Genomic DNA, 23,143 nt, shown 5'->3' with positions numbered 1-23,143 from the left:
AAGGATGAGCCGCTCATGCGCGCTGTACTTTATGTTGGACACGGAACAAGAGTGCCGGAAGGAAGCAGGCAGCTGAAAGCTTTTGTGGAAGAAACAAAAAAGTCCGTTCCCTGCACGGTGCAGGAAACGTGCTTTCTGGAATTGTCCGAGCCGGATATTCTGGAAGGAGCAAAGCGGTGTGTGGAGCAGGGAGCCGATACCATCACGGTCGTTCCGGTTCTTCTGCTTTCCGCCGGCCATATCAAGGAAGACATCCCGGAGGAACTGCAGAAAGTGAAGGAGACCTACCCCCGTCTGACGATTCAATACGGGGCGCCTTTCGGCCTGCACCCGAAAATGCTGGATGTACTGATGCTGCGGCTGAAATCGCGAGGGTGGACAAAAGGGCAGGATGCCGATATTCTTCTTGTCGGACGCGGCACGAGCGATGAAAACGCGCTGCAGGATTTTTACAGCATCGCCGGAGCCCTTCAGGAGCAGACGGGAGTAGAAGAAGTAAAAAGCGCGTTTCTCGCCGCAGCCGCTCCCACCTTTGATGAAGGGCTCGCGGCTGTGGCAGAAAGCCGGGCCGAACATGTCTATGTCGTTCCCTACCTGATGTTCACCGGACTGTTGATGCAGGAAATGCAGGAAAAAATAGACCAGGTGAATAAAATGGCAGGACCGGAGATGAAGCTATGCGATTACCTCGGTTATGATGAAGAGCTGCAGGAAGTGCTGAAGCAGCGGACGCTGGAGACCATGGAGCAGCCGTCATTGTTTGAAGGGAGCGGGGAACATGTTTAATTTTCCGCTTTTTTTGGATCTGACCGGCAAACCGGTCGTCGTCATCGGAGGAGGAACCATTGCGTCCCGGAAAATAAGCAAGCTGCTGGAGGCCGGTGCCAATATTGTCGTTGTCGCTCCGGACATTAATGATTCTGTGCAGCATCTTTACGAAACAGGGGAGATCCACTGGGTGAAAGATGAATGCCGGGCGGATTATTTATCTTCGGCCTTTCTCATCATATCCGCATCAGGAGATCCGGGGGCACGCCGCATCATCAAAGACTCTGTCCACCCGCTCCAGCTTGTCAACGGCGCGGACGAACCGGACCTCGGCAATGCGGCTTTTCCGGCATCGTTTGAAGAGCAGGGTTATCACATAGCGGTTTCCACAGAAGGACGTTCTCCGACTGCAGCGAAAGCGTTCAAGCAGAAACTGTGGAACTGGCTCCGTGATACACTTACAAAAAAATAAGGATTGCATCACGCCAAGTGGACCCTTATACTTTATTTTGGTAGAGAGCTGAAAGAGTAAAGGGGTCTTTTTATTTATGGCAATAGTTATTATTTCTGTAAGTATTATGATGATATTAAGCCTGCTTCGGGTGAACGTGGTTCTTGCTATTCTGGCGGCAGGTATTACCGCAGGATTGATGGCGGGGCTCAGCCCCAATGATGCAATGAAAATGCTTTTGAATGGAATGGGAGATCAGGCGGAAACGGCAATGAGTTATATCCTGCTCGGTATTTTTGCCGTTATGATCGGGTATTCGGGCATTACCGGAGTGCTGGTGAAGACGCTGCTCCGTTTCCTGAAAGGAAAGCGTGGGTTTCTGATCATGGCGATTGCTGCTGTGGCGTGTTTGTCGCAGAACGTACTTCCGGTTCACATTGCATTTATTCCTATTTTAATTCCTCCGATGCTGCATGTGTTTGATGACATGAAAGTAGACCGGCGCGCCGTAGCCTCGGCACTTACATTCGGATTGAAAGCACCGTATATGGTCATACCGGCAGGTTTTGGCCTTCAGTTTCATCAAACCATTGCAGAAGGGATGGATGCAGCAGGAATGAATATTCCGAAAGGGGAAATTTGGCAGGCGATGGTCATTCCGGGCCTTGGTATGGTTGCCGGTCTTCTGGTGGCGGTATTTATTTCATACCGCAAGCCCAGAGAACCGAATCCACAATCGAGTTCCGCTGCTGCTCCGTCTGATCTGGAAGAAACACCGGAACCATCGTTTGGTTTGAAGCATACATTCACCATTATCGCTGTGCTTGGAGCTTTAATTGTACAGCTTGTCATGGGTGGCTCTCTCATATACGGAGCGCTTACCGGCATTATTCTTTTGTTCGTATTCCAGGTGATTCCTTTTCGATACGGCGATGAACTGGCGGGCGACGGCATCAAGCTGATGGGAATGATTGGATTTGTTATGCTGACGGCTTCCGGGTTCGCAAACGTCCTTGAAGAGACGGGAGCAGTCGATAATCTGGTAGAAAAAGCAGTAGAGGCTCCAGGAGGGGCGGGCCTCTTAACGTCTGCCGTGATGCTCCTTGTCGGTCTTGTTGTCACGATGGGAATCGGGACGTCGTTTGGCACCATTCCCATTCTGGCCGCTCTGTTTGTCCCGTTTTGTCTCAGTGTCGGCTATTCTCCTCTTGCGACGGCGGCTTTAATTGGAACAGCCGGCGCAATGGGGGATGCCGGATCTCCGGCATCCGACAGCACGCTCGGCCCGACATCCGGACTGAATGCAGACGGCAGGCATCACCATATTTGGGAAACGTGCGTGCCGACCTTTCTCCATTACAACATTCCACTCTTCCTGTTCGGCATCATCGCCGCAGCAGTACTATAACGAGATTCCATACACTGCTTTCTTCGGAAAGCAGTGTTCGTTTAAGGTCTAAATGGGTATAATAGGATGATAGACAGTTGACAGAAAGGAAGGTGAACCATGACGGGCACTTCTATGTACGATGTCATCGGGATTGGTATCGGGCCTTTTAATCTTGGAATGGCAGCGCTGCTTGATCCTGTCAAGGACGTGGAAGCGGTGTTTTTTGAACAGCGCCCCTCTTTTGAATGGCATCCGGGCATGCTGCTAGAAGGGACGGTGTTAAACTCTCCGTTCCTGGCTGACCTGGTAACGTTCGCTGACCCGACGAGTCCTTATACAATTCTCAATTACTTACATAAAAAGAATCGCCTCTACCAGTTTTATTTTTATAAAGACCTTCACATCCCCCGCCGCGAGTATAATGAGTACGGCAAATGGGCCGCGTCCCAGCTGTCTTCCTGCCGGTTCGGTTACCGGGTCGAGAACGTGATAGACGCGGACGGCTGCTATCAGGTAGAGGTGCGGGAAATAAAAACGGATCAAACAAGCACGTATTACACCCGCCATGTTGTCGTAGGCACCGGCAGCAAGCCGGTAATGCCGCCGGGTCTTGCAGAGAAAGCGGATCAAGGCATTTACCACAGCAGCGACTACGCGATGCGCAAAGCGGAACTGAAAGATACGGACAACATTACGGTTGTAGGATCGGGACAGAGTGCTGCCGAAATCTTTCATGATCTGCTGCAGGACCAGAAACACTACGGGTACCGCTTGACCTGGCTCACACGCTCACCGGAGTTCTTCCAGTCAGAAGCGGCAAAACTGGCCCGTGAAGTATTTTCGCCGGATTATGTCTCCTACTTCCGCACTCTTGATTATGAAACAAGGCTTGAAGCCCTCCCGCAGCTTGATAAAGGCAGGAAGGGCATTGAGCAGAAAACGCTAATGAACATTTATGAACTTTTGTATCACCGTGCGATCGAAAGGGACGATCCGCGTGTCATTCTGCAGCCGATGACGGAAGTGATAGATATGGAAAAACGGGATGGGCAGTATGACCTCTCGTGCCGGCAGTGGCAGAAAGACCAGACTTTTGTGCACCGGACCGACAAAGCGGTATTTGCCACCGGTTACAAGCCGAATGTCCCGGAATGGGTGTATGAACTCGGGGATAAAATCGAATGGGAAGACGAAAAGCTCTATAAGGTGAGTGATTCCTACCGGCTCCTTTTCCGGGATGACCGGAACCATCACATTTATGTGCTGACCAGCCTCGATCACTCCCACGGCACTGCCGCAACGAACCTTGCATTATCAGTGATGAGAAACCAGACGATCATTAACGACATCTGCGGATATAACGTATATCCAGTAGAACAGGATACTATTTTCCAACAGTTTTACCAGGAGTAAGTTCCTCGCGGAAAGGAGAAAGATTTGAATGGCTTCGAAAAAAAAATATTATGTTGTATGGAAAGGCAGAAATCCGGGCATCTATGAGAGCTGGCCGGCGTGTGAAAAACAGGTGAAAGGCTATCCTGGGGCTTCCTTTAAATCGTTTCCCTCCAAAGCGGAGGCAGAAAAGGCATTCAACAGCGGCAGCGATGACCAGCCGACGGCTGCCCCGTCATCCGCTGCCTCCTCCTACATAGAAGAGAGCATTTCAGTGGATGTCGGTTCGCACGGCAATCCGGGTTTTGTAGAATACAAAGGAGTCTATACAAAAAACGGGGAGATTGTGTTCGAACATCCGGGTATTGAAAAAGGAACGAACAATTTGGGGGAATTTCTCGCTGTCGTCCACGCTCTTCAATATCTTCAGGAGCAGGACAGTGATATGCCGGTCTATTCTGATTCCGATACAGCCATCCTGTGGGTGAAACGGAGAAAAGCGAATTCCAGTCTTGCCCGTACAGCAGAAACGGAGGAAATATGGGAGCTGGTCCAAAAAGCGGAAGCCTGGCTGCGGCACAACAACCCACGGAACCGCATCCTCAAATGGGATACGAAAGCCTGGGGAGAGATCAAAGCCGATTATGGAAGAAAATAACTTTCTGATGTTTAACAGTACGGAAGCAGGGGTACAGTAATCCCGTGACACAGAAAATAACACATCAGGAGGTTTTATCCTATGAGTCAACACATAGCAGTACTGATGACTGATATGTTTGAGGATTCGGAATATACAAGCCCGAAAGAAGCGTTCGAAAAAGAAGGGCACACGCTCACTGTCATTGAAAAAGAAAAAGGAAAAACGGTGCAGGGAAAAAACAAGGAAGCTTCAGAAACGGTGGATGCTTCCATTGATGATGTGCAGCCATCTGATTATGACGCCCTTTTTATACCAGGCGGATTTTCACCGGATATGCTCCGGGCCGACGAGCGGTTCGTCACGTTCGCAAAGCATTTTATGGATGAAAACAAGCCGGTCTTTGCGATCTGCCACGGCCCGCAGCTGCTGATTACCGCAAAGGCGCTTGAAGGACGCAATGTGACTGGATTCACATCCATCCAGACCGACCTGGAATACGCGAAAGCAAACGTTTACGACCAGGAGGTTGTCGTCTGCCACAACCTCGTGACCAGCAGAACACCTGATGATCTGCCGGCCTTTAACCGCGAATCACTCAAACAGCTTCAATAAGCAGCGAAGGACAGCCGGCAGAAGCGGTTGTCCTTTCTTTTCCATCCGCGAGCAGGGACGGAGTAATGAAACCTGTGACATGATATAATAATAAACAGAAAGCAGAGGAAGGAGGGGTCCGTGTGGCTGACGAAACAAAACATGCGACATTTGCCGGCGGCTGTTTCTGGTGTATGGTCGGTCCGTTTGAAGAACTCGACGGTGTCCATTCCGTCACAGCCGGATATACCGGCGGGCATACCGAGAATCCAACATACGAAGAAGTCTGTACCGATACAACCGGTCACGTGGAAGCGGTCCAGATAGAATATGACCCCGGCCGGACGTCTTACGATGAACTCCTTCAGGTGTTCTGGAGACAGATTGATCCGACAGATGCGGGCGGGCAGTTCAACGACCGGGGAGAATCCTATCAGACGGCCGTTTTCTATCACGATGAAGAACAAAAAGAGAAAGCAGAACAGTCCAGAAAAGATATCGATGAGAACGGACCGTTCCAGGACCCCGTTGTCACGCCGATTCTACCTGCTGCAGTGTTTTACCCGGCGGAGGAGTACCATCAGGATTACCACCGCAAGAACCAGGCCCACTACAACCTATATAAAAAAGGCTCCGGCCGGGCAGGATTTATCCAGACGTATTGGAGGGAAAAGGAATGACGGAAAGCCGCGAAGATTTGAAAAAACGCCTCACCCCGATTCAATTCGAAGTCACCCAGAAAAACGGCACCGAACGCCCGTTTCAGAACGAATATTGGGACTTGATGGATGAAGGGCTTTATGTGGACATCATCTCCGGGGAGCCGCTTTTTTCCTCGAAGGAAAAATTCGCTTCAAACTGCGGCTGGCCCAGTTTCACCAAACCGTTAAAAGAAGAGAAAGTAACCGAGCATCTCGACACGACAATGGGAATGAGACGGACGGAAGTGCGGAGCCGGAATTCGGATTCCCATCTCGGGCATGTCTTTCCCGACGGTCCGCCGCCGGAAGGAAACCGCTACTGCATTAATTCCGCCGCTCTCCGTTTCATCCCGAAAGAGAAGCTGGAAGAAGAAGGTTACGGCGAATACTGCGAATGGTTTGAGGATTGAGAAATGGACAATCTTGGGTTTAACCTGAACGACGGAAGGGAACAACAGAAGATGTAAAACATGACATTAAAGAAACATTCACATCCATTCATTACGCAGTAAAGGAGGCAGAATCATGGATAACAAGACGAAAGAACTTATTGATGGACTGAATGAAGACCTGGCTCACGAATATGCGGCGATTATTATGTACAATAACTACGCAGCGGTTGTGTCCGGCATGTACCGCCAGGTGCTGAAGCCCTTTTTCGAAGGGGAAGTAACGGATGAACAGGCGCACGCTCTGTATCTGGCTGAAAAGATTAAAACCCTCGGCGGCGAGCCGACAACAAAGCCTGCGGACGTGAAACAGACCGACGATGTAAAAACGATGCTTGAAGCAGCCCGGAAGTCCGAAGAAGACACGATAGCCCGTTACAAAACACGCGCTAAACAGGCTGATGAACTCGGGTTGATAGAACTTCAGAATCAGATCGAAGACTTTATTACAGACGAAACCGGTCATATGGAAGAACTGGAGCGTCTGCTCTCCGATCCCAGAATGCAATAAACGTAAAACACCCGCTGTTCACTTCATATTTGAAGTGAACATCTTTTTTGAAGAGCCGCTGTCATGCTGCGGCGGCTCTTTGAATCCATAGGAAGGAAAGAAAGGAAGAACCGGCATGGAACACCCGATGGATCCAACTTCATACAGAAATCAGTACAACCTTCCGGCAGAACAGGTGACCCATACCACCTCGTTTCTTCCATTTCATGATTATCACTTGTTTTATCAATTTTTCCAGCAGCCGTTTGAAGCCCCCGTTGTTTTATTTCTTCACGGTTTCTTTGACCATACCGCGGTGCATGCCGACTGGATCCGGTATTTAACCAGGCAGGGGTATCATGTAGCTGCGTTTGATCTCCCCGGCCACGGCCGCTCCGGCGGACCGGTGCGGAAGGAAAAGGCTTTTACCGAATACAGGGAAGCACTGGCGCTGGTGGTTTCCGAGCTGAAAAAGAAGGAAGCCGGGATCGTGCACGGCATCGGCCACAGCACAGGAGGAGCGGTACTTGCTGATTATCTGCTGCACACCGAGCATGATTCCATGTTTGAAAAGATTGTGCTTGTTTCCCCGTTAATCCGGTCCAACCAATGGTACATATCAAAAATTGCTGCACCATTGGTCTCTCTTTTCCGGAACGAACTGCCGCGCACTTTCCGTGTATCCACGGGCGCCGAAGCTTTTATGACGCAGCTGAAAAAAGATCCGCTTGAAGGCAGCACCATTCCGATCTCGTGGGTTCAGTCCATGTTTCAGTGGGAGAGAGAAATGATGGAACAACCCCCGTCCCGGAAACCGGTGTATATCCTGCAGGGGACGAGTGACCAGACACTGGAATGGAAACATAATCTGAAAGCTTATGCCGGGCTTTTTCCAAATTCGAAACGAATTCTGGTCGATGAGGCCCGACATCACTTACTAAATGAAACAGAGGCCCGGAAACAGATGATCTACCGCCTGATACGTGACATCCTCCGGGAGGAATAAGAAAAGGACACACAGCCGTATAATGTGCACGGCTGTGTGTCCTTTTCTTACTGTACCCTCTGCTTGTTGTCCTGGTTTTCCACGTAAACTTCCTTCGCTTTTTTTTCGTCCAGTTTCTTTTCTATTTCATTAATTGCGGATGGATCTCTCAGCAGTTCCTCTTTGTTCTCCGCAATCAAATCTTCCATGGAAGAGCGCATAGGTTTTCTCATACTCCACCACCCTTTATTTTTTTCTCTCCCCTACCATAACCATTATAACGAATAAAAAAACGTTTAAAATATATAAAATGTTACTATTTTTTGAATACTTTCAATTTACATAAATCCGCACAGGTTGAAAACGACAGAACAGTCTTTATAATAAGAGGGAGACTTCATTGAATCAACATGAAATTTGAAGAATAATCTTTGTGGATTTGTGGTATTGAAAGTAGTAAACCGTATGACGACAAGGGTTATCTGGAAAGGTGGAGGAATGTATGCAGCAGACAGAAAAAACTACATCCTGCAGAGGATGGAAAATCGGCTTAATAGCAGGTGGAGCAGCAGCTGCCGCCGGAATCGCTCTAAATAAGCGGAGCAGAACGACGATTGTACAAGGCACCAAAAAGACGGCGTCCAACGTTAACGAGGTCAGTTCCTTCCTGTCGGAAAACCGGGAGGAGATCATTTCGAAAATGAAGGGGGCGTCCAATGAATTGTCCGATCTGCTCCAGTCGGCCGCCGGTGATGTTCAGGATATAGCCGACCGTGCCGGCCATTTGAAGGATACCACTTTATCGGCGAAGGCTGCAACGGAACGAACAGCAAGAGAAATTAAAGGTCTGAAACAGGATCAGGATCAGACGGAAAAAAAACAGCTTGAAGAAGCCGGTAACGTAGAGAAACTTCCAACAAGAGACGACCAGTCGTAATGAAACCAGTCCGGTGTTCCGGGCTGGTTTTTTCTGTAATGCCAAAAAACGGCACTTCGTTTTGCGTTCTCCCAAATTCGTAGTTTATGCACGGAAAGGAAAGGTTATATTAATCGTGAGGCAAACAGTTATTCACCAATAGCAAGGAGGCTGTGAATATGACGTTGGCAGATGAATTAAAAACCTATAAACAGCAGGAAGATGAAACGGGAATACTCACCATTTACTTAAATACAGATTTCGGCGATGGATCGCAGCACGGCGGAGAATGGAAGATCCGCCTGAAAAACGGGCTGAAACGGCTGAAAGAGTATGTGGAGACAAGCGGAACGAAAGAGGAACAGAAAGCATACAAAAAACTCGCCGATAAAGCGAACCAGCATATTTACGATCAACAGATGAACCTGCAGAAGGGATTCGTCTTCATGGCGTCGGCTGACGGGGAATTTCACGTTGAAAAAATCATCCAGGTCCCGGTCGAAACAGAATTTCATTGGGAAACATATCCGGTGCTGGATCAGCTAGAGGAAATGCAGGCTGAATTCCCGGCCGTCGGTGTCCTTCTCGTTCAGAAAAGTGACGTTGTTCTCATTGACGCAGCGCTCGGAGAAATCCGTGACGAGAAACACTTCAGCTGGGAAGTGGAATCCGAAGACTGGAGGCAGTACAAAGGAAATGCCTCTTCCGACCGCACATCTTCCGGATCGACCCAGGTGGACGAAGTGCAGCACCGCTTTGAGGAAAACAGACACCGCTGGTATAAAAATCTGGCTCCTGTGCTTGATAAAGAGGTTAAGGACCGCAATCTCCATGGTGTTTATCTCGTTGGAAGTAAAGAATCCATCGAGGACCTGGAAGAACATCTGAATACGACCATTATCAACAAGATACCGAAAAACCTCATTTCAAAGCCTTCCCACGAAATACTGAATACGGTCTACGATGAAGAAATACGGTAACAGACAACCGGGCGCCAGGCCCGGTTCTTTTTTTGGAGCATTTTCAAAGGAAATCGGCGGTGTATTTGATATGATGGAAAAGACACGCAGCGGTGCGGCATGATACACTCAGAACGTTGAGAACTATTGGTATGAAAAAGGAGAGTTATGATGGAATTTGAAATGAAGGAGCAGGGTTTTTCGACAGAAACGGAGTACGGAACACTTCAGGTAAGTTCCGATGAGACGTATGGTTACCGGCCGTACCAACTTCTGGTATCATCGGTTGCTGTCTGCAGCGGCGGTGTTTTAAGAAAAATCATGGAGAAACGGCGCCAGACGGTGCATGATATCCAAATACAGACGGATGTGACCAGAAGCGGAGAAGGTGCTGATGAAATTCAGCGCATTCATCTTCATTTTATTGTGAAGGCCGATAATATAAATGAGTCAAAGATGGAAAAAAACATGGAATGGACGCGCAAACACTGTTCCATGGTACAGTCTGTGAAAGACAGCATCGAAATTACTGAAACATATGAAATACAGGCCGGCTGAATAAGTGAATAAAGACCGTAAGCCGGTACAGGAGAGCGAGACACATGGCAGGAGACAACAGGCAGTTTGATTTTACTGAAGGCAGCATTATGCGCAAAATGATCCTTTTTGCGTTTCCTATCTTTATCGGGAACCTGCTTCAAAGCTCGTATCAGATTATCGACAGTTTATGGGTCGGTAACTTGATGGGATCGACAGCCCTGGGGGCGGTATCGATATCGGCCACCGTTATATTTACGATTCTGTCCTTTGTGATCGGCATTAACAGCGCAACCCTGACGGTTCTCTCCCAGCGGAAAGGAGCCGACGATGAAGACGGGCTGAAACAGTCCTTGAACGCGTTCGTCTTTGTACTCGGTATTCTTTCCGTAATTCTCGGGGTTGCCGGATTTATTCTGGCTCCATATATACTGACATGGATGGGGACCCCGGAATCGATTCTGCCGATGGCGGCAAATTACCTGCGCATCAATTTTACCGGCATTCTGTTTTTATTCGGTTATAATTTTATTGGAACCGTTCTGAGGGCGGTCGGAGACAGCAAAACACCGCTTCGATTCATCCTGCTGGCCGTCCTCTTGAATACAGTACTGGATCCGCTGTTTATCGCCGGGTTCGGATGGGGGATGGAAGGAGCCGCTGCAGCTACAGTGCTTGCCCAGGGCAGTGCATTCCTGTTCGGGATCATCTATTCCATTGCCAAAAAAGGACTTCCTTTTACGATACCGAGCCCGCCGCCGGCCTCGGAATTCCAGCGGATCTTTAAACTTGGTCTTCCGTCCGGAATATCGATGATGGCAATCTCCGGCGGTGTTCTCGCCATCATGACCGTTGTCACCTCCTTCGGGGAAACGGTGGTATCCGGCTACGGCGCAGCCCAGCGGATCGACAGTTTGATCATGCTGCCCTCGACGACACTTGGATCAGCGATTACGAGCATGTCCGGCCAGAATATCGGAGCATCCCTTTGGAACAGGGTTAATGATATCGCCAGGAGCGGGTTGATCCTTATTTTCAGTGTAGCGCTCACGATCAGTACACTCGTCTTTCTCGGCGCGGAACTGTTGATGGGAATGTTTGTAAATGATCCGGAAACCATTGCGTTCGGCGCTGAATACTTGCGTATCGTAGCGTTCTTTTATCCATTTCTCGGCATTAATTTTGTTCTGAACGGCATCGTTCGTTCCTCCGGCGCCGTCGTGCAGGTGCTTGTGCTGAACATTATTTCTTTCTGGGCGCTTCGTTTTCCGCTTGCCTGGCTGTTTTCAAGCCTTTACGGGGAAACCGGCATCGGGATCGGGGTCGGCTGCAGCTTTATTTTAAGCTCGGCAGCGGCAATTATCTATTTCAAGTTTGGAAAATGGCGGAACATTGATATTTTCGAGAATGAAAAACAGAAAGGATCGACATGATGGGCACACCGGTACATGAAAAAAAGAGGCAGATCCATTACCTGAAACAGAAAATGACACTGATTCAGGAGATGCTCGAGCAGATGGAAGAGGCAGGTCAGCTGGAGCAGGATGACATGGAACGTATCGAGAAGATGCTCACAGATACTTCAGTGAAAATACGTCAGTTTAAGCAAGACTGGAATGGAAGGGAAGACAGATAGGCATGGCTGTTTATTTAATCCGGCACGGAGAATCGGAAGGCAACCGTACATCGAAAGTACAGGGGGCCGGAGATTATGATCTGTCCACAAAAGGAAAAGAGCAGGCGGAAAAGCTTGGGGAATCCATGGCTGATCTGTCCTTGGACCATTTTTACTGCAGTGATTTGACGCGTGCGCGTGAAACGGCGGCAGCGATTGAAAAGCGTCAGCTGCAGAAAGCGATCCCGTCCAAGGATTTCCGCGAAATCTATCTCGGGCCGCTCGAGGGCAAAACAAGAGACCAGATATATGAAATGTATCCCCAGGTCCGCCATAAGACGATTCTTCGTTCCGGCCTTGAAGGAACGGAAACGGATGAAGAGATTACCATCCGCTGTGAAAAGCTGTATCATCTTGTGAAAAGCATAAAAGAAGGGGAGAACGCTGCAATCGTGTCCCACGGCGGCTTTTTGACGATTTTTCTCATGTATCTTCTTGCAGGGGAGGACTGGAACAACCTGCACCGCCCGTTCCGCATCGATAACACCGGCGTCAGTAAAATCAGCTGGAAAGACGAGAAACTCGTCATCCATTACATTAATCAATACCACCATTTAAAGGGCTGATATAAAAAGCCGCGCCTCGGATAATCATACCGGGCGCGGCTTTCGTTTATTGATTGTAATGAATCGGGGATCCGGGTCCGAGGTCGATGCCGAGAAGCATCCAGGCAATCAATAGTATGGACCAGATAATGAAGAATCCGATCGAATAAGGAAGCATGACAGAGATCATTGAGCCTATGCCTATATTTTTGTCATATCTTTGGGCGAACGCGATAATAATGGCAAAATACGTCATTAACGGTGTGATAATATTGGTCGCAGAGTCCGCCACCCTGTATGCCATCTGCGTGAGTTCCGGTGAGTAGCCCTGCTGCATCATGATCGGCACAAAAACCGGTGCCATCATGGCCCATTTAGCAGAAGAGCTGCCGATAAACAGATTAATGACCCCTGTAATCAGAATAAAACCTATAATTAACAGAATGCCGTCCGGATCCCAGCGGTCAAGAAGATCCGCCCCGGCGACACCGAGGATTGTGTCCAGGTTTGCTTCTTTAAAATAGGCGATAAACTGACCGGCCGTAAAAGCAAGAACGATAAACATTCCCATAGATGCCATCGTGTCCGACAGCTGATTGGCAACATCTTTATCATTTTTGATCGATTTTGTGGAGATGCCGTATACAAGCCCGGGAATAAAGAAGAGAATCAGGATAGTTATAACAAGTTCGCTCATGAAAGGCGAATTAACAATGGCTCCGTCTTCTCCGCGAAGCGGTGCTCCGGGCGGAATAATCAGCAGCGATAGCAGGACGGCTGACACGATAAACGAAAGGACAGCCCACACCATCCCTTTCTTTTCGAGGGAGGTGAGCTCTGCAGATTCCTGCTGCACCTCTCCTTCATAGGAACCGAGACGTGGTTCGACAATTTTTTCGCTGATGATTGTTCCAATGATGGTCAACACTACGGTAGAGGCGATCATGAAATAATAGTTCATCGCATTATTCATTCCTTCAGCGTATGACTCATCAATTGTGGCAGCAGCCTGGGAGGTAAGCTCTCCAAGCAACGGGTCAAGAGCCGACAACAGCAGGTTGGCGCTGAACCCTGCGGAAACTCCGGCAAATGCTGCCGCAAGCCCTGCCAGCGGATGACGGCCTAGTGCGGCGAACAACATCGCACCAAGCGGTGGAAGCACAACATAACCCGCGTCTGTCGCCACATTGGACATGATACCGGCAAAAATAAGACCGGCAGTAAGCAGCTTCGGCGGAATAGACAGAACAAATCCCCGGAGGGCCGCGCTGATAAGTCCTGTCCGCTCTGCAAGGCCGATTCCGATCATCGTGACGAGAACGACGCCGAGCGGAGCGAAGTTGATAAAGTTACTGACCATGTTCGTAAACATGTACTCTATACCGCTTCCTGAAAGCAGGTTGAACACAGAAACCGTTTCTCCCTCTGCAGATGGATCTTCCACCTGTATATTCAGAGGTGCGAGTACAGCGGACGCTGTCACGACAAGGAATGCGAGTATTGCAAATAAAGTAACGGGGTGTGGAAGTTTATTGCCGATACGTTCCACCCAGTCAAGTACGCGTTGCAGCATACTCTTATTTCGTAAATCCTTCATATATAAAACCCTTTCCATTAGTTTGCCAATTCCCTATTGTAAATAATTCAATACTAAAAGAAAATACAAAAATCCCAGAAATTGCGGGGGGCGAATAACACCTGCAAAAATGCAGAAGCTAAAGAAAAAATGGGGGATCGGAATGCGGGTTACAGCGGCTGCAGGTATGATTTTTTTATGGGTTTTTTTCAGTTTGCAGACGGTGCACGGCGAGGAAGTATACAAATGGAACTTTAAACCAGCCGAAAATAATGAACCGTCGGATACGGAACCGGAATATAAAGAACTGCTTCGTCAATACCACGGATATTTTATCGGACAGCCGGAGAACAAAACCTTGTATCTTACCTTTGATAATGGGTATGAGAACGGGTATACCGAAGACATTCTCGATGTATTGGAGGAAAAGGAGGTGCCCGCAGCTTTTTTTGTGACCGGGCACTACCTGGAATCGGCTCCGGAAATGATCAAAAGAATGGAAGAAGAAGGTCATATTGTCGGGAATCATTCCTGGAACCATCCGTCTCTTCCGAATCTGAGCAGGAAGGAACTTAAAGAGGAACTGCAGCGGGTGAACGACACGTATCAGGATCTGACAGACGGCCCCGAGATGCAGTACCTCCGTCCGCCACAGGGTACATTCAGTGAGCGGACTCTGGCGGAAACGGAGAAGCTGGGATATACCAATATATTCTGGTCGTTTGCCTACGTAGACTGGGAAACCGGAAGTCAGCACGGAGCGGATTACGCGTATAACAGCATTATGAAAAGAGTGCATCCCGGTGCCGTCATGCTTTTGCATTCGGTTTCTGAAGATAACGCCGAAGCGCTGGCACGGGTGATTGATACATGCCGGGAGGAAGGCTATACGTTTCGGGATCTGGACCATCTGGTTCTTACTTCTGACGATTTCCTGCGTCCCTTATAAAAAAAGCGCGGTCTCCTTTTCAAACGAAAAGGAGCCGCTGCTTTTTAATGGGTTTTTCCAATTTCAGCTGCGACGGTTTCAAGTGTCGGAACATCGTTCACATCAAACACGATCCACTGCTTGCTTTTTACAATGAGCACACCGGTTTCCGTTCCGTTCTGATCATGGATCGGAAAGGCGAGCTGGCTCTGCATGACAGCCTCATCGGAGTCCGTTCCGGCCCAGGCGTGAAGAACTGTATGTTCTCCTTCGTGAAAATAAACCCCGGCCCAGTTGATGTAATCGACGTCCCTGCATAACGATTCCACCGTCTGAGACAGTGGGGAAGAAGACGTTCCGGATTGATAAAAAGATCCGAGAATGCGGATGGTTGCAAGATCTGTAGCAATAGACACTAGTATATGTACCCCCTTTTTTCTGTCAGGAATAGGTTCATTTTATCAAACGTCGCTGTCTGTCCGGACTAGTAAGTTTAGGAAATCACAACAGGCGTGGTATAATGAAACAAAAACAGGGAGGACCGCTTGATGTGGAACAAAGAGGTTCAACTCCCCCGGGAGTATAATGTACCGGTCATGCTGCGGCGTTTACGCACAGATCCACTGCACGTAGTGGATGAAAAAGAACAAATGGTGAAAATCCCGGTTTCTTGGCAGGGAATATCAGAAGCAGTGACAGTCCGTTTTCATCTGTCGGACAAAGACAACAAAGTAAATATCAGTGGAAATCGTATTCCACCGGAGGCAGCGGTTAAGAAGGCGGAAGCCGTCTTTTTATGGAACCGGCCGCTTGAGGAGATCAAAGAGCATTTCATGTCTACGGACCTGAAACCGGTTTTCGATCGGTTCGCCGGCACACCGCTCGTTTGTGAATTTGATCTATACGGCTGTTTGATGAAAACGATTATTCACCAGCAGTTGAATATGTCTTTTGCTTATACCCTGTCATCCCGTTTTGTACAGACATATGGATATAAAGTAGACGACGTCTGGTTTTATCCTGAGCCGGAGCGTATCGCCGCATTGAAGCCGGAAGATTTAAAGAAACTGCAGTTCAGCCGCAGCAAAGCGGAGTACGTTATCGGTACATCCCGGCTGATCGTGGAAGGAACACTGGATCTCAAGTCTTTGCAGGACCAGCCGGATGACGAAGTGATGAAAACATTGACGGCAATACGAGGCGTCGGTCCGTGGACGGCACGGTGCTTTCTATTGTTCGGCCTCGGCCGGCAGGATCTGCTCCCGTCAGGGGACATTGGTATCCAGAACGGACTGAAAAAGCTGTGGAACCGGACGGAGAAGCCTGCTGCCGGTGAAATCCGGGAGCAGGCGGAAATGTGGTCGCCGTATGGAAGTTATGCCGCCTTGTATATATGGCTGAGTACGGAATTTCCCGAAACAAAATAAGACATTGTATCGCGTTTTAAGTAAGAAGTATGAATGTTGGAAAGGAGGGAGCCGGTTGTGGAAACAGTCGAAAGTGTTTGCACGGAACTTTTCCTCCATGGAAGAATTTGCGGATGTTATCAGTGAAAATATGCAGGGGCCTGTCACGATTGAGGACAGCAGTCACCGCCTGCTCGCGTACAGCACACACCAGGATCATACGGATACGGCAAGAGTATCCACGATCATCAGCCGGCGCGTACCTGAACATGTCATTAATACATTATGGAAAGAAGGGATTATACCAGCGCTTCACCAACAGGAAGAACCGCTGTATATTCCCGGCATGAACGAGATTGGACTTGGGAGCAGAATGGCAGCTGCCGTGAAGAAAAATGGAAACATTCTCGGTTACATATGGGTGCTTGAAGGCGGCCGCCCTTTTGGAGAGGAAGACGCTGCCGTGTTAAAAGAAGCGGCGGCAAAAGCGGTTGTCCAACTTCAGCAGGTGCAGACGAGATCCAAAGCCGAGCAGCAGACACGCAGAGAATATTTCTGGCGCCTGTTGACAGGTGATGTGACAGAAGAGGAGAAGATTGCCCGGCAGCTGTCGGAATGGTTCACGGTGCTGCCGGCACAGACGGCTGTTCTTGTCATAGAGACCGAAGAAATGCTTGATGATTCCCTTTATGACAAGATAACGTATGTCATCAGCACATCGAGAAAAATTAAAAGCTATTTTCATACAAGAGACCGTAATACGGTCCTGCTTCTGGCTGAGCCGGCCTATCCTTACAAAGAGGAAGGGCTTCAGCTGTTTTTGCAGGATTTTCCGCAGATGATGAAGGAACGCTTTCAGATGGAAGGGATTCAAACCGGAGCTGGAAACCTGTACAGACGGTTTTCCCGCATCCCCGAGAGCTACGAAGAAGCGTTGTACGTGCTGGAAGTAAACAGAAAACTCCCTGAGCATCGTTCTTCTTTTATGTTGTATGAAAATCTCGGTTTCTACCGGTATGCTGATGTAATTCAGGAAAAGAAAAAACGCGATGCCTCTTTTGATCCGGCACTGGAAGCTTTACGGGAGTATGACACCGAGAACCGGACGGAACTGCTGGAGAGTCTCCGTGTATTTCTGCATGAAGACGGGAATATGAAAAATGCATCCGATACCATGCATGTGCATGTGAACACGATGTCCTACCGAATGAAACGGGTCGAAGACATTACAAAAAAAGATCTGAAAAATGCGTACGACAAACTGTCTTTGCTGCTTGAACTTACGATGGAGGAAATGAGGTAAAAGGTCTTCGTTTGTGAAATTTCACAAACAGTCTCGGTATATTTCTGCAAGCTTCACGATGCTTATCCGCCGTGATTTCGTCTATACTAAAGAAAAGATACATTCAGCGGAGGTGGATGCATTGATTATTGGAATTCCTAAAGAAATCAAAAACAACGAAAACCGCATCGCCATGACACCTGCAGGGGTTCATTCCTTTGCCGGAGCCGGGCACGAGGTCCTCGTGGAAACGTCGGCCGGAGAAGGAAGCGGATTTTCAGACTGGGAATATGAAGAAGCTGGAGCCGTTATCGAAGGGAAAGCAGCGGAAGTCTGGAATAAAGCGGATATGGTTCTCAAAGTGAAAGAGCCGCTTGAGTCGGAATTTTCTTACTTCCGGAAAGATCTTCTTCTGTTCACGTATCTGCATCTGGCGGCCGAACCTAAGCTTGTACAGGCACTTGTGGAATCCGGCATGACGTCGGTCGCGTATGAAACGGTGGAAATAAACGGAACCCTTCCGCTACTGACACCAATGAGTGAAGTGGCAGGACGGATGTCGGCACAGATCGGGGCCCAGTTCCTCGAAAAATCAAAAGGCGGCAAAGGTATTCTGTTATCCGGAGTACCCGGCGTAAAAAGAGGAAAAGTAACCGTGATCGGAGGAGGCATCGTAGGTACGAATGCAGCGGTGATCGCGCAGGGGCTCGGTGCGGATGTGACCATTGTCGATGTTAATCCGGAACGACTCCGCGAGATCGATAACCTGTACCACGGCGCCATCCGGACGATGATGTCGAATCCGATGAATATTGCCGAAGAAGTGAAGCATTCCGATTTAGTTATTGGTGCTGTGCTGATACCGGGAGCAAAAGCCCCAAAACTGGTTACCGAAGATATGATACAGTCGATGACGGAAGGATCTGTTGTGGTGGATGTGGCCATTGATCAGGGGGGTATCATCGAAACCGCCGACACCATTACTACTCATGACAATCCAACGTACACGAAACACGGGGTGCTTCACTATGCGGTTGCCAATATGCCGGGCGCCGTTCCGCGCACGTCTACCATTGCGTTAACCAATGTCACGCTCCCTTATGCGCTGCAGATAGCAGACAAAGGAATTCATCAGGCTGCTGCAGACAATCCGGCTCTCGAAAAAGGAATCAATACGGCAGATGGAGCCGTTACCTACAAAGCTGTCGCTGATGCCCTTGGTTATGATTATATGGATGTCGCAAAAGCAATGCATGTGTAGAAAAAACCTGCTGACACTGTCAGCAGGTTTAATTAATTTTAAGTATTCATATTGCACAATGTTCATGTTTGACTTATAATGAAAGAGAAAAACAGAGAAGGAGTCCGTGGCATGTATCAGGAAGAAAGAATGGAAGCGGTCCTGCAGCATGTAAAACAGTATCAGCGTATGAGTATTCAGGAGATGTGCCGGCAGTTCGGGATTTCCCGGGATACGGCGCGCCGCGATGTTGTCAGGCTGGCGGAACAGGGAGCCGTTGTGCGCACCCACGGCGGCGTGATGCTGCCGGCCGTCAAGGAAGCACTGAAAGGGTACGAGGAAAGGCTGGAGCGCGCCTCTGAAGAAAAACAGGAGATTGCCGCGGAAGCTGTTTCGCGGATCCATCAGGGGGAAACGATCATGCTGGATGCCTCCACCACCGTTCAGTTTGCTGCCGAAACCATCTCGGTTACACCGCTGACGGTTATTACAAATTCAATAGTGAATGCCGAACGCCTTCCCAATCAGATAGAAACCGACATTTATCTCTTGGGCGGGCGTCTGAATCCGCAACACCGCTTTCTGCACGGGCCCCAAACATTGGAGAAACTGGGCCAGTATTACGCGGACCGTGCCTTTATCGGCGTCATCGGCATATGCGAAGACGGTTTTTATTACGCCCATGAAGAAGATGCCGCCGTGAAACAGAAAATGGCGGAGCGTGCCGGCCGTGTTTATGTATTGGCGGACCACACCAAGTTTTTCAAAAAACACTTCTACCGGGGAATGGAGCTGGAGGAAGCGGATGCCGTCATTACAGATGCAGCACCTCCTCCGGACATACAGCAGGTGCTGCAGGAAAACGGGATAGAAGTGATCATCGTCCAGAAGAAATGATCAGGATATCGGCGTTACCTTCCAAAAAGGGCGTTACGATATAAAACAGGGCTTCTCCGTTACAGGGGGAAGCCTCTTTTTACGGTTGTTCATCCCGGAAGAAAAAGAACCGTGGAAGTAAGATAAACGACTTCTGCTGAAAGAAAGCCGGCGGCCGTGATAAAATAAAAATTGGCTGAATGCCTTGCCATCTTTTTTCACTCTAAATAAGATGACAGTAATACCAGTACGATACCCCAATTTTGGTAAGGAGTTGGCAGGAACGATGTCTTATTATGTGTATAAGGGCGAGATTACCCATCCGGATCACAATCTACCGCTCTTGATTTATTATGATGCCGGAGAAGAAACGTTTTGTTTCTCCACGGTGGATTTTCAGGAAAACCGCCCGTCTATTTGTGAATTTCAATATCCGGCAAAATCGATTAAGGATGTACGGAAATTTTTAAAGAAAATAGGCATCGATGCGGAAAAAGTAGAATTCAAGAATCAATTTCTGCATTAACGATTGCGGATAATGAGATATATAACCAGTCCGATCACGGGGAAAAATAATGTTCCGAGCAGAATGAGAAGCGCATATTCCTTACTGTTCCCTTTCCGGATCGAATCATGATATGCCCAGATGCTGGTGAAGATGTTCAACAGCAGGAGCCCGAGCAGAAACAGAATAACTATCAGAAACAAACCGAAAAATTCCAACAATCTCGTCCTCCTTTCTGGACTGCAGTACAGTATGTTTCATTATACGGAGACGGGAGATTTTTCGTTTCACTCACAGTCGAAATATGTAAAGAAAACCCTTCAGCCGTCAAAGCTGAAGGGTTTTCTTATATCAATTACTCATCGTCGACGGGATAGACCCCGTTTTCATCGTGGGTTTCGCGTCCGCTCAGCGGCGGGTTGAAGACGCAGATCATTCTCATGTCTTTTGTCGCCCGGAGCATATGCTCATCATGCTGATCCAGAGCATATACCGTATCGGCGGAAATAGGGTGGATTTTGTTGTCGCTCAGTGTCTCCACTTCGCCTTCTCCTTCAATGCAGTACACGGTTTCGAGGTGATTTTTGTACCAGATATGTGTTTCGGTCCCGGCGCGGATGATCGTATCATGTACGGAATAGCCCATTTGATCCTGTTTGAGGATCAGGCGTCTGCTTACCCAGTTGCCGTCGTCCACTTCCTGGTCGGTGCCGATGATATCTTCGAGTTTTACTACTTTCATGAAAAAATGCCTCCTTGTGTTGTGCATCAATGGGTATGAATAGAAGTACAGCATAAAAGAAAGGCCTGATCGTAAGTATTTCATAAGACCAGGCCTTTTAAAGTCTTGTCTTATATTAAGAAGTTACAGCGTTTTTATCCTCCACTGCTTCTGCAATAGCTTTTTCAAGAATGTCGAGTCCTTTATCAAGGCCTTCATCATCAATGGTGATCGGCGGGAACAGTTTAAATACTTCGTCATCTGCACCGGCCGTCTCCATAATCATGCCGTGTTCAAAGCACTTTTCTGATACCTTGTCGGCAAGGCCTTCCACAGGGGTTGCAATGCCCTGCATGAACCCGCGTCCACGGTGGGTTCCTTTTAGTTTTGGATATTTGTCGATCATGTTATTCAGGAATTTGTAAATCCGCTCGGATTTTTCCTGCACGCTGCGGCTCAGTGTATCATCTTTCCAGTAATTCAAGGCTTCCATTCCGGTGACAAACGCCATGTTGTTGCCGCGGAAGGTCCCGTTATGCTCACCCGGTTCAAACTTATCGTAATCCGGATGAATCAGGGTGAGTGCAAGCGGAAGGCCGTACCCGCCGATCGACTTGGACAGGCAGACAATATCCGGTTTAATGCCGGCCGGCTCAAAGCTGAAGAATGTGCCGGTACGTCCGACGCCTGCCTGGACGTCGTCAATAATCAGAAGAATGCCGCGATCCCGGCAGATCTGCTCAATCTTCTGGAGCCATTCCATACGTGCGGCATTCAGCCCGCCTTCTCCCTGAACTGTTTCCAGGATAAAGGCAGCCGGAAGTTCGACACCGCTGCCGTTATCGTCCAGAATACGTTCAATGAACGCCATCTCCTGCTCCGTGTTTTCAATATAATTATCAAACGGCATCGTGTAGGAGTGGCTTAACGGAATGCCGGCACCGTTACGCTTGAATGCATTACCCGTTACAGACAGCGCACCGATCGTCATGCCGTGGAACCCGTTAGTAAAGCTTACCACATTTGTACGTCCCGTTACTTTGCGGGCCAGCTTTAAGGCGCTTTCGACAGCGTTGGTGCCTGTAGGTCCGGGAAACATCACTTTGTAGTTGAGATTGCGCGGTTCCAGAATGACGTTATGGAATTTCTCGAGGAATTCCCCTTTCGTCTTGGATGCCATGTCAAGCGAGTGAGTGATGCCGTCTTCCTGAATATATTCCAGGAGCTTCTGCTTCATGTTTTCATCATTGTGACCATAGTTCAGGGCGCCGGCGCCGGAAAAGAAGTCAATATATTCCTTTCCGTCCATATCCCATAGTTTGTATCCTTTTGCCTCATGAAAAACGGTCGGAAATCCGCGGACATAACTCCGTACTTCGGATTCGTGCTTTTCGAAAATACCCAGGTCGTTTTGATTCATCGTAATGATAGATCCTCCTTAGTGATCTCTTTATGACAGATTAAACAGTTTATTATTGGTTGATAGGTCCGATGCGGAATGTCAGCTCGGCTTCATGTTCGTCTCCGGGGAACAGATCCTCTGCGAAACATTCGGAAACCTCACAATTGGTGTCGTGGGTTCTGGCTGTCTTTTTGAACAGCGCCTGGGAAGCTTCATTGGACGGTGTGACAGTAGCTTCCAAATATTTCACATCTTTTTCGGCGACCCGTCTCAGCAGTTCATTAATCAAACGGGAAGCCAGGCCTTTGCCGCGCTGGGAAGGATCCACCCCTACCTGCCATACAAAAACAGTGTCCTGCTTTTCAGGAGGGATAAAGGCTGTAACAAACCCTACAAGTTCTCCTTTTTCTTTAGCCACTACGCATGTTTCGGCGAAAAATTCACACATCATGATGTATTTGTAAGACGAATTCAAGTCGAGTGTGGAATTCTTGACGAGCTCCCACATGTCTGCGCCGTCTTCCACCTGCGGCTTTTCAAACGTTAACGCATCCATCGTACCGGTACTGCCGTTCTGTTTCGTCTCCATCTTCTGATCACCTTCGTTTTGATTAATAAGTACCTTAATAACTTATTCCTCCTGTGCATGAAACTTAAACTTTTTCATTCCCGGCCTAAGCGGCGCCGGACGCGGTCCGGACCGGCAGGAAATGATTGT

At 48.7% G+C, this 23,143-nt stretch carries 29 protein-coding genes; 22 read left to right on the top strand and 7 right to left on the bottom strand.

The genetic code is table 11. The features are described 5' to 3' along the window. Nucleotides 1-15 precede the first annotated feature (15 nt). The 10 genes from ACW9JV_RS12335 to ACW9JV_RS12290 all read left to right on the top strand — a co-directional run bounded on the left by ACW9JV_RS12335 (nucleotide 16) and on the right by ACW9JV_RS12290 (nucleotide 7,878). A complete protein-coding gene (locus ACW9JV_RS12335) occupies nucleotides 16-786 on the top strand; it encodes a sirohydrochlorin chelatase (protein WP_457334874.1) in 771 nt (256 codons plus the stop codon). Further along, nucleotides 779-1,240, top strand: coding sequence for a precorrin-2 dehydrogenase/sirohydrochlorin ferrochelatase family protein (locus tag ACW9JV_RS12330; protein ID WP_457334872.1), 462 nt, complete (start codon nucleotides 779-781; stop codon nucleotides 1,238-1,240). Before ACW9JV_RS12335 ends, ACW9JV_RS12330 begins: the two co-directional genes overlap by 8 nt. 76 nt (nucleotides 1,241-1,316) lie before the next feature. Beyond that, on the top strand, nucleotides 1,317-2,627 hold the full coding sequence (locus ACW9JV_RS12325; RefSeq protein ID WP_457334870.1) for a Na+/H+ antiporter family protein: 1,311 nt from the start codon (nucleotides 1,317-1,319) through the stop codon (nucleotides 2,625-2,627). A 114-nt stretch (nucleotides 2,628-2,741) separates the two neighbouring features. Further along, nucleotides 2,742-4,022, top strand: coding sequence for a lysine N(6)-hydroxylase/L-ornithine N(5)-oxygenase family protein (locus tag ACW9JV_RS12320; protein WP_457336040.1), 1,281 nt, complete (start codon nucleotides 2,742-2,744; stop codon nucleotides 4,020-4,022). Nucleotides 4,023-4,050: 28 nt separating this feature from the next. Then, on the top strand, nucleotides 4,051-4,659 hold the full coding sequence (locus ACW9JV_RS12315) for a ribonuclease H1 domain-containing protein (protein WP_457334868.1): 609 nt from the start codon (nucleotides 4,051-4,053) through the stop codon (nucleotides 4,657-4,659). A gap of 81 nt (nucleotides 4,660-4,740) precedes the next feature. Further along, nucleotides 4,741-5,253: a type 1 glutamine amidotransferase domain-containing protein gene (locus ACW9JV_RS12310; protein ID WP_457334866.1), complete on the top strand. Its 513-nt coding sequence runs from the start codon at nucleotides 4,741-4,743 to the stop codon at nucleotides 5,251-5,253. 122 nt (nucleotides 5,254-5,375) lie between these two features. Further along, entirely contained in the window at nucleotides 5,376-5,912 is a 537-nt protein-coding gene (gene msrA / locus ACW9JV_RS12305; protein WP_457334864.1) for a peptide-methionine (S)-S-oxide reductase MsrA, read from the top strand. Next, complete coding sequence (gene msrB, locus ACW9JV_RS12300) at nucleotides 5,909-6,343, top strand: peptide-methionine (R)-S-oxide reductase MsrB (protein ID WP_457334862.1); 435 nt, start codon at nucleotides 5,909-5,911, stop codon at nucleotides 6,341-6,343. Before msrA ends, msrB begins: the two co-directional genes overlap by 4 nt. Before the next feature lie 115 nt (nucleotides 6,344-6,458). Then, a complete protein-coding gene (locus ACW9JV_RS12295; protein ID WP_457334860.1) occupies nucleotides 6,459-6,893 on the top strand; it encodes a ferritin-like domain-containing protein in 435 nt (144 codons plus the stop codon). 115 nt (nucleotides 6,894-7,008) lie between these two features. Beyond that, nucleotides 7,009-7,878, top strand: a complete 870-nt coding sequence (locus ACW9JV_RS12290; RefSeq protein WP_457334858.1) for an alpha/beta hydrolase — start codon at nucleotides 7,009-7,011, stop codon at nucleotides 7,876-7,878. Nucleotides 7,879-7,925: 47 nt separating this feature from the next. Here the strand turns inward: ACW9JV_RS12290 and ACW9JV_RS12285 are convergent, their stop codons facing one another. Beyond that, nucleotides 7,926-8,090 (bottom strand): FbpB family small basic protein, encoded by a 165-nt coding sequence (locus ACW9JV_RS12285; RefSeq protein ID WP_457334856.1) that lies wholly within the window; start codon nucleotides 8,088-8,090, stop codon nucleotides 7,926-7,928. A gap of 269 nt (nucleotides 8,091-8,359) precedes the next feature. On the opposite strand from ACW9JV_RS12285, the gene ACW9JV_RS12280 reads away from it, so the two are divergent. The 6 genes from ACW9JV_RS12280 to ACW9JV_RS12255 all read left to right on the top strand — a co-directional run bounded on the left by ACW9JV_RS12280 (nucleotide 8,360) and on the right by ACW9JV_RS12255 (nucleotide 12,510). Beyond that, nucleotides 8,360-8,794 carry a hypothetical protein gene (locus ACW9JV_RS12280; protein WP_457334854.1) on the top strand — a complete coding sequence of 145 codons (435 nt, stop codon included), beginning with the start codon at nucleotides 8,360-8,362 and terminating at the stop codon, nucleotides 8,792-8,794. Between the two features lie 158 nt (nucleotides 8,795-8,952). Beyond that, the gene (locus ACW9JV_RS12275; protein WP_457334852.1) at nucleotides 8,953-9,753 is read left to right on the top strand and encodes a VLRF1 family aeRF1-type release factor; all 801 of its coding nucleotides are present in this window, start codon (nucleotides 8,953-8,955) and stop codon (nucleotides 9,751-9,753) included. Between the two features lie 150 nt (nucleotides 9,754-9,903). Further along, nucleotides 9,904-10,290: an OsmC family protein gene (locus ACW9JV_RS12270; protein ID WP_457334850.1), complete on the top strand. Its 387-nt coding sequence runs from the start codon at nucleotides 9,904-9,906 to the stop codon at nucleotides 10,288-10,290. Between the two features lie 44 nt (nucleotides 10,291-10,334). Continuing rightward, nucleotides 10,335-11,702 carry an MATE family efflux transporter gene (locus ACW9JV_RS12265; RefSeq protein WP_457334849.1) on the top strand — a complete coding sequence of 456 codons (1,368 nt, stop codon included), beginning with the start codon at nucleotides 10,335-10,337 and terminating at the stop codon, nucleotides 11,700-11,702. Further along, nucleotides 11,699-11,905 (top strand): hypothetical protein, encoded by a 207-nt coding sequence (locus tag ACW9JV_RS12260; RefSeq protein ID WP_457334847.1) that lies wholly within the window; start codon nucleotides 11,699-11,701, stop codon nucleotides 11,903-11,905. Before ACW9JV_RS12265 ends, ACW9JV_RS12260 begins: the two co-directional genes overlap by 4 nt. Nucleotides 11,906-11,907: 2 nt before the next feature. Continuing rightward, nucleotides 11,908-12,510: a histidine phosphatase family protein gene (locus ACW9JV_RS12255; RefSeq protein WP_457334845.1), complete on the top strand. Its 603-nt coding sequence runs from the start codon at nucleotides 11,908-11,910 to the stop codon at nucleotides 12,508-12,510. A gap of 46 nt (nucleotides 12,511-12,556) precedes the next feature. Here ACW9JV_RS12255 and ACW9JV_RS12250 read toward each other — a convergent pair whose 3' ends face one another. After that, complete coding sequence (locus ACW9JV_RS12250; protein ID WP_457334843.1) at nucleotides 12,557-14,086, bottom strand: AbgT family transporter; 1,530 nt, start codon at nucleotides 14,084-14,086, stop codon at nucleotides 12,557-12,559. Between the two features lie 142 nt (nucleotides 14,087-14,228). Here ACW9JV_RS12250 and pdaA point away from each other — a divergent pair, with 142 nt between their 5' ends. Continuing rightward, complete coding sequence (gene pdaA, locus ACW9JV_RS12245; protein ID WP_457334841.1) at nucleotides 14,229-15,014, top strand: delta-lactam-biosynthetic de-N-acetylase; 786 nt, start codon at nucleotides 14,229-14,231, stop codon at nucleotides 15,012-15,014. 44 nt (nucleotides 15,015-15,058) lie between these two features. On the opposite strand, the gene ACW9JV_RS12240 is transcribed toward pdaA, so the two are convergent. Then, entirely contained in the window at nucleotides 15,059-15,409 is a 351-nt protein-coding gene (locus ACW9JV_RS12240; RefSeq protein WP_457334839.1) for a GAF domain-containing protein, read from the bottom strand. Between the two features lie 132 nt (nucleotides 15,410-15,541). Here ACW9JV_RS12240 and ACW9JV_RS12235 point away from each other — a divergent pair, with 132 nt between their 5' ends. The 5 genes from ACW9JV_RS12235 to ACW9JV_RS12215 all read left to right on the top strand — a co-directional run bounded on the left by ACW9JV_RS12235 (nucleotide 15,542) and on the right by ACW9JV_RS12215 (nucleotide 20,323). Beyond that, nucleotides 15,542-16,420: a DNA-3-methyladenine glycosylase family protein gene (locus ACW9JV_RS12235; protein WP_457334837.1), complete on the top strand. Its 879-nt coding sequence runs from the start codon at nucleotides 15,542-15,544 to the stop codon at nucleotides 16,418-16,420. 55 nt (nucleotides 16,421-16,475) lie between these two features. Next, nucleotides 16,476-17,702 (top strand): PucR family transcriptional regulator, encoded by a 1,227-nt coding sequence (locus ACW9JV_RS12230; protein ID WP_457334835.1) that lies wholly within the window; start codon nucleotides 16,476-16,478, stop codon nucleotides 17,700-17,702. Between the two features lie 121 nt (nucleotides 17,703-17,823). After that, entirely contained in the window at nucleotides 17,824-18,942 is a 1,119-nt protein-coding gene (gene ald / locus ACW9JV_RS12225; protein ID WP_457334833.1) for an alanine dehydrogenase, read from the top strand. A 111-nt stretch (nucleotides 18,943-19,053) separates the two neighbouring features. Beyond that, entirely contained in the window at nucleotides 19,054-19,818 is a 765-nt protein-coding gene (locus ACW9JV_RS12220; RefSeq protein ID WP_457334831.1) for a DeoR/GlpR family DNA-binding transcription regulator, read from the top strand. Between the two features lie 265 nt (nucleotides 19,819-20,083). Beyond that, the gene (locus ACW9JV_RS12215) at nucleotides 20,084-20,323 is read left to right on the top strand and encodes a hypothetical protein (protein ID WP_457334829.1); all 240 of its coding nucleotides are present in this window, start codon (nucleotides 20,084-20,086) and stop codon (nucleotides 20,321-20,323) included. Here ACW9JV_RS12215 and ACW9JV_RS12210 read toward each other — a convergent pair. The 4 genes from ACW9JV_RS12210 to ectA form a co-directional block, all read right to left on the bottom strand. Continuing rightward, a complete protein-coding gene (locus ACW9JV_RS12210) occupies nucleotides 20,320-20,520 on the bottom strand; it encodes a PLDc N-terminal domain-containing protein (RefSeq protein WP_457334828.1) in 201 nt (66 codons plus the stop codon). The genes ACW9JV_RS12215 and ACW9JV_RS12210 overlap by 4 nt on opposite strands. A gap of 137 nt (nucleotides 20,521-20,657) precedes the next feature. Then, complete coding sequence (locus ACW9JV_RS12205) at nucleotides 20,658-21,044, bottom strand: ectoine synthase (protein WP_457334826.1); 387 nt, start codon at nucleotides 21,042-21,044, stop codon at nucleotides 20,658-20,660. A 115-nt stretch (nucleotides 21,045-21,159) separates the two neighbouring features. After that, nucleotides 21,160-22,443, bottom strand: a complete 1,284-nt coding sequence (ectB, locus tag ACW9JV_RS12200) for a diaminobutyrate--2-oxoglutarate transaminase (RefSeq protein ID WP_457334824.1) — start codon at nucleotides 22,441-22,443, stop codon at nucleotides 21,160-21,162. Between the two features lie 52 nt (nucleotides 22,444-22,495). Continuing rightward, nucleotides 22,496-23,014, bottom strand: coding sequence for a diaminobutyrate acetyltransferase (gene ectA, locus ACW9JV_RS12195; protein ID WP_457334822.1), 519 nt, complete (start codon nucleotides 23,012-23,014; stop codon nucleotides 22,496-22,498). Between the last annotated feature and the right edge of the window lie 129 nt (nucleotides 23,015-23,143).

It is taken from the genome of Salibacterium sp. K-3 (genome assembly GCF_054052005.1).
Note: the sequence above shows the minus strand (reverse complement) of the source record. Positions and strands in the feature narration are given on the sequence as shown.

Excerpts from the sequence above, each read along its gene's own strand:
- ACW9JV_RS12275 (WP_457334852.1), top strand. The coding sequence starts at position 8,953 with ATGACGTTGGCAGATGAATTAAAAACCTATAAACAGCAGGAAGATGAA.
- ACW9JV_RS12310 (WP_457334866.1), top strand. The coding sequence starts at position 4,741 with ATGAGTCAACACATAGCAGTACTGATGACTGATATGTTTGAGGATTCG.
- ACW9JV_RS12335 (WP_457334874.1), top strand. The coding sequence starts at position 16 with ATGCGCGCTGTACTTTATGTTGGACACGGAACAAGAGTGCCGGAAGGA.
- msrB (WP_457334862.1), top strand. The coding sequence starts at position 5,909 with ATGACGGAAAGCCGCGAAGATTTGAAAAAACGCCTCACCCCGATTCAA.
- ACW9JV_RS12260 (WP_457334847.1), top strand. The coding sequence starts at position 11,699 with ATGATGGGCACACCGGTACATGAAAAAAAGAGGCAGATCCATTACCTG.
- ACW9JV_RS12255 (WP_457334845.1), top strand. The coding sequence starts at position 11,908 with ATGGCTGTTTATTTAATCCGGCACGGAGAATCGGAAGGCAACCGTACA.
- ACW9JV_RS12315 (WP_457334868.1), top strand. The coding sequence starts at position 4,051 with ATGGCTTCGAAAAAAAAATATTATGTTGTATGGAAAGGCAGAAATCCG.
- ACW9JV_RS12290 (WP_457334858.1), top strand. The coding sequence starts at position 7,009 with ATGGAACACCCGATGGATCCAACTTCATACAGAAATCAGTACAACCTT.
- ACW9JV_RS12325 (WP_457334870.1), top strand. The coding sequence starts at position 1,317 with ATGGCAATAGTTATTATTTCTGTAAGTATTATGATGATATTAAGCCTG.
- ectA (WP_457334822.1), bottom strand. The coding sequence starts at position 23,014 with ATGGAGACGAAACAGAACGGCAGTACCGGTACGATGGATGCGTTAACG.
- ACW9JV_RS12280 (WP_457334854.1), top strand. The coding sequence starts at position 8,360 with ATGCAGCAGACAGAAAAAACTACATCCTGCAGAGGATGGAAAATCGGC.
- ACW9JV_RS12295 (WP_457334860.1), top strand. The coding sequence starts at position 6,459 with ATGGATAACAAGACGAAAGAACTTATTGATGGACTGAATGAAGACCTG.
- ACW9JV_RS12330 (WP_457334872.1), top strand. The coding sequence starts at position 779 with ATGTTTAATTTTCCGCTTTTTTTGGATCTGACCGGCAAACCGGTCGTC.
- ACW9JV_RS12270 (WP_457334850.1), top strand. The coding sequence starts at position 9,904 with ATGGAATTTGAAATGAAGGAGCAGGGTTTTTCGACAGAAACGGAGTAC.
- ACW9JV_RS12285 (WP_457334856.1), bottom strand. The coding sequence starts at position 8,090 with ATGAGAAAACCTATGCGCTCTTCCATGGAAGATTTGATTGCGGAGAAC.
- ectB (WP_457334824.1), bottom strand. The coding sequence starts at position 22,443 with ATGAATCAAAACGACCTGGGTATTTTCGAAAAGCACGAATCCGAAGTA.
- ACW9JV_RS12235 (WP_457334837.1), top strand. The coding sequence starts at position 15,542 with ATGTGGAACAAAGAGGTTCAACTCCCCCGGGAGTATAATGTACCGGTC.
- ACW9JV_RS12265 (WP_457334849.1), top strand. The coding sequence starts at position 10,335 with ATGGCAGGAGACAACAGGCAGTTTGATTTTACTGAAGGCAGCATTATG.
- pdaA (WP_457334841.1), top strand. The coding sequence starts at position 14,229 with ATGCGGGTTACAGCGGCTGCAGGTATGATTTTTTTATGGGTTTTTTTC.
- ACW9JV_RS12220 (WP_457334831.1), top strand. The coding sequence starts at position 19,054 with ATGTATCAGGAAGAAAGAATGGAAGCGGTCCTGCAGCATGTAAAACAG.
- ACW9JV_RS12320 (WP_457336040.1), top strand. The coding sequence starts at position 2,742 with ATGTACGATGTCATCGGGATTGGTATCGGGCCTTTTAATCTTGGAATG.
- ACW9JV_RS12205 (WP_457334826.1), bottom strand. The coding sequence starts at position 21,044 with ATGAAAGTAGTAAAACTCGAAGATATCATCGGCACCGACCAGGAAGTG.
- ACW9JV_RS12215 (WP_457334829.1), top strand. The coding sequence starts at position 20,084 with ATGTCTTATTATGTGTATAAGGGCGAGATTACCCATCCGGATCACAAT.
- ACW9JV_RS12250 (WP_457334843.1), bottom strand. The coding sequence starts at position 14,086 with ATGAAGGATTTACGAAATAAGAGTATGCTGCAACGCGTACTTGACTGG.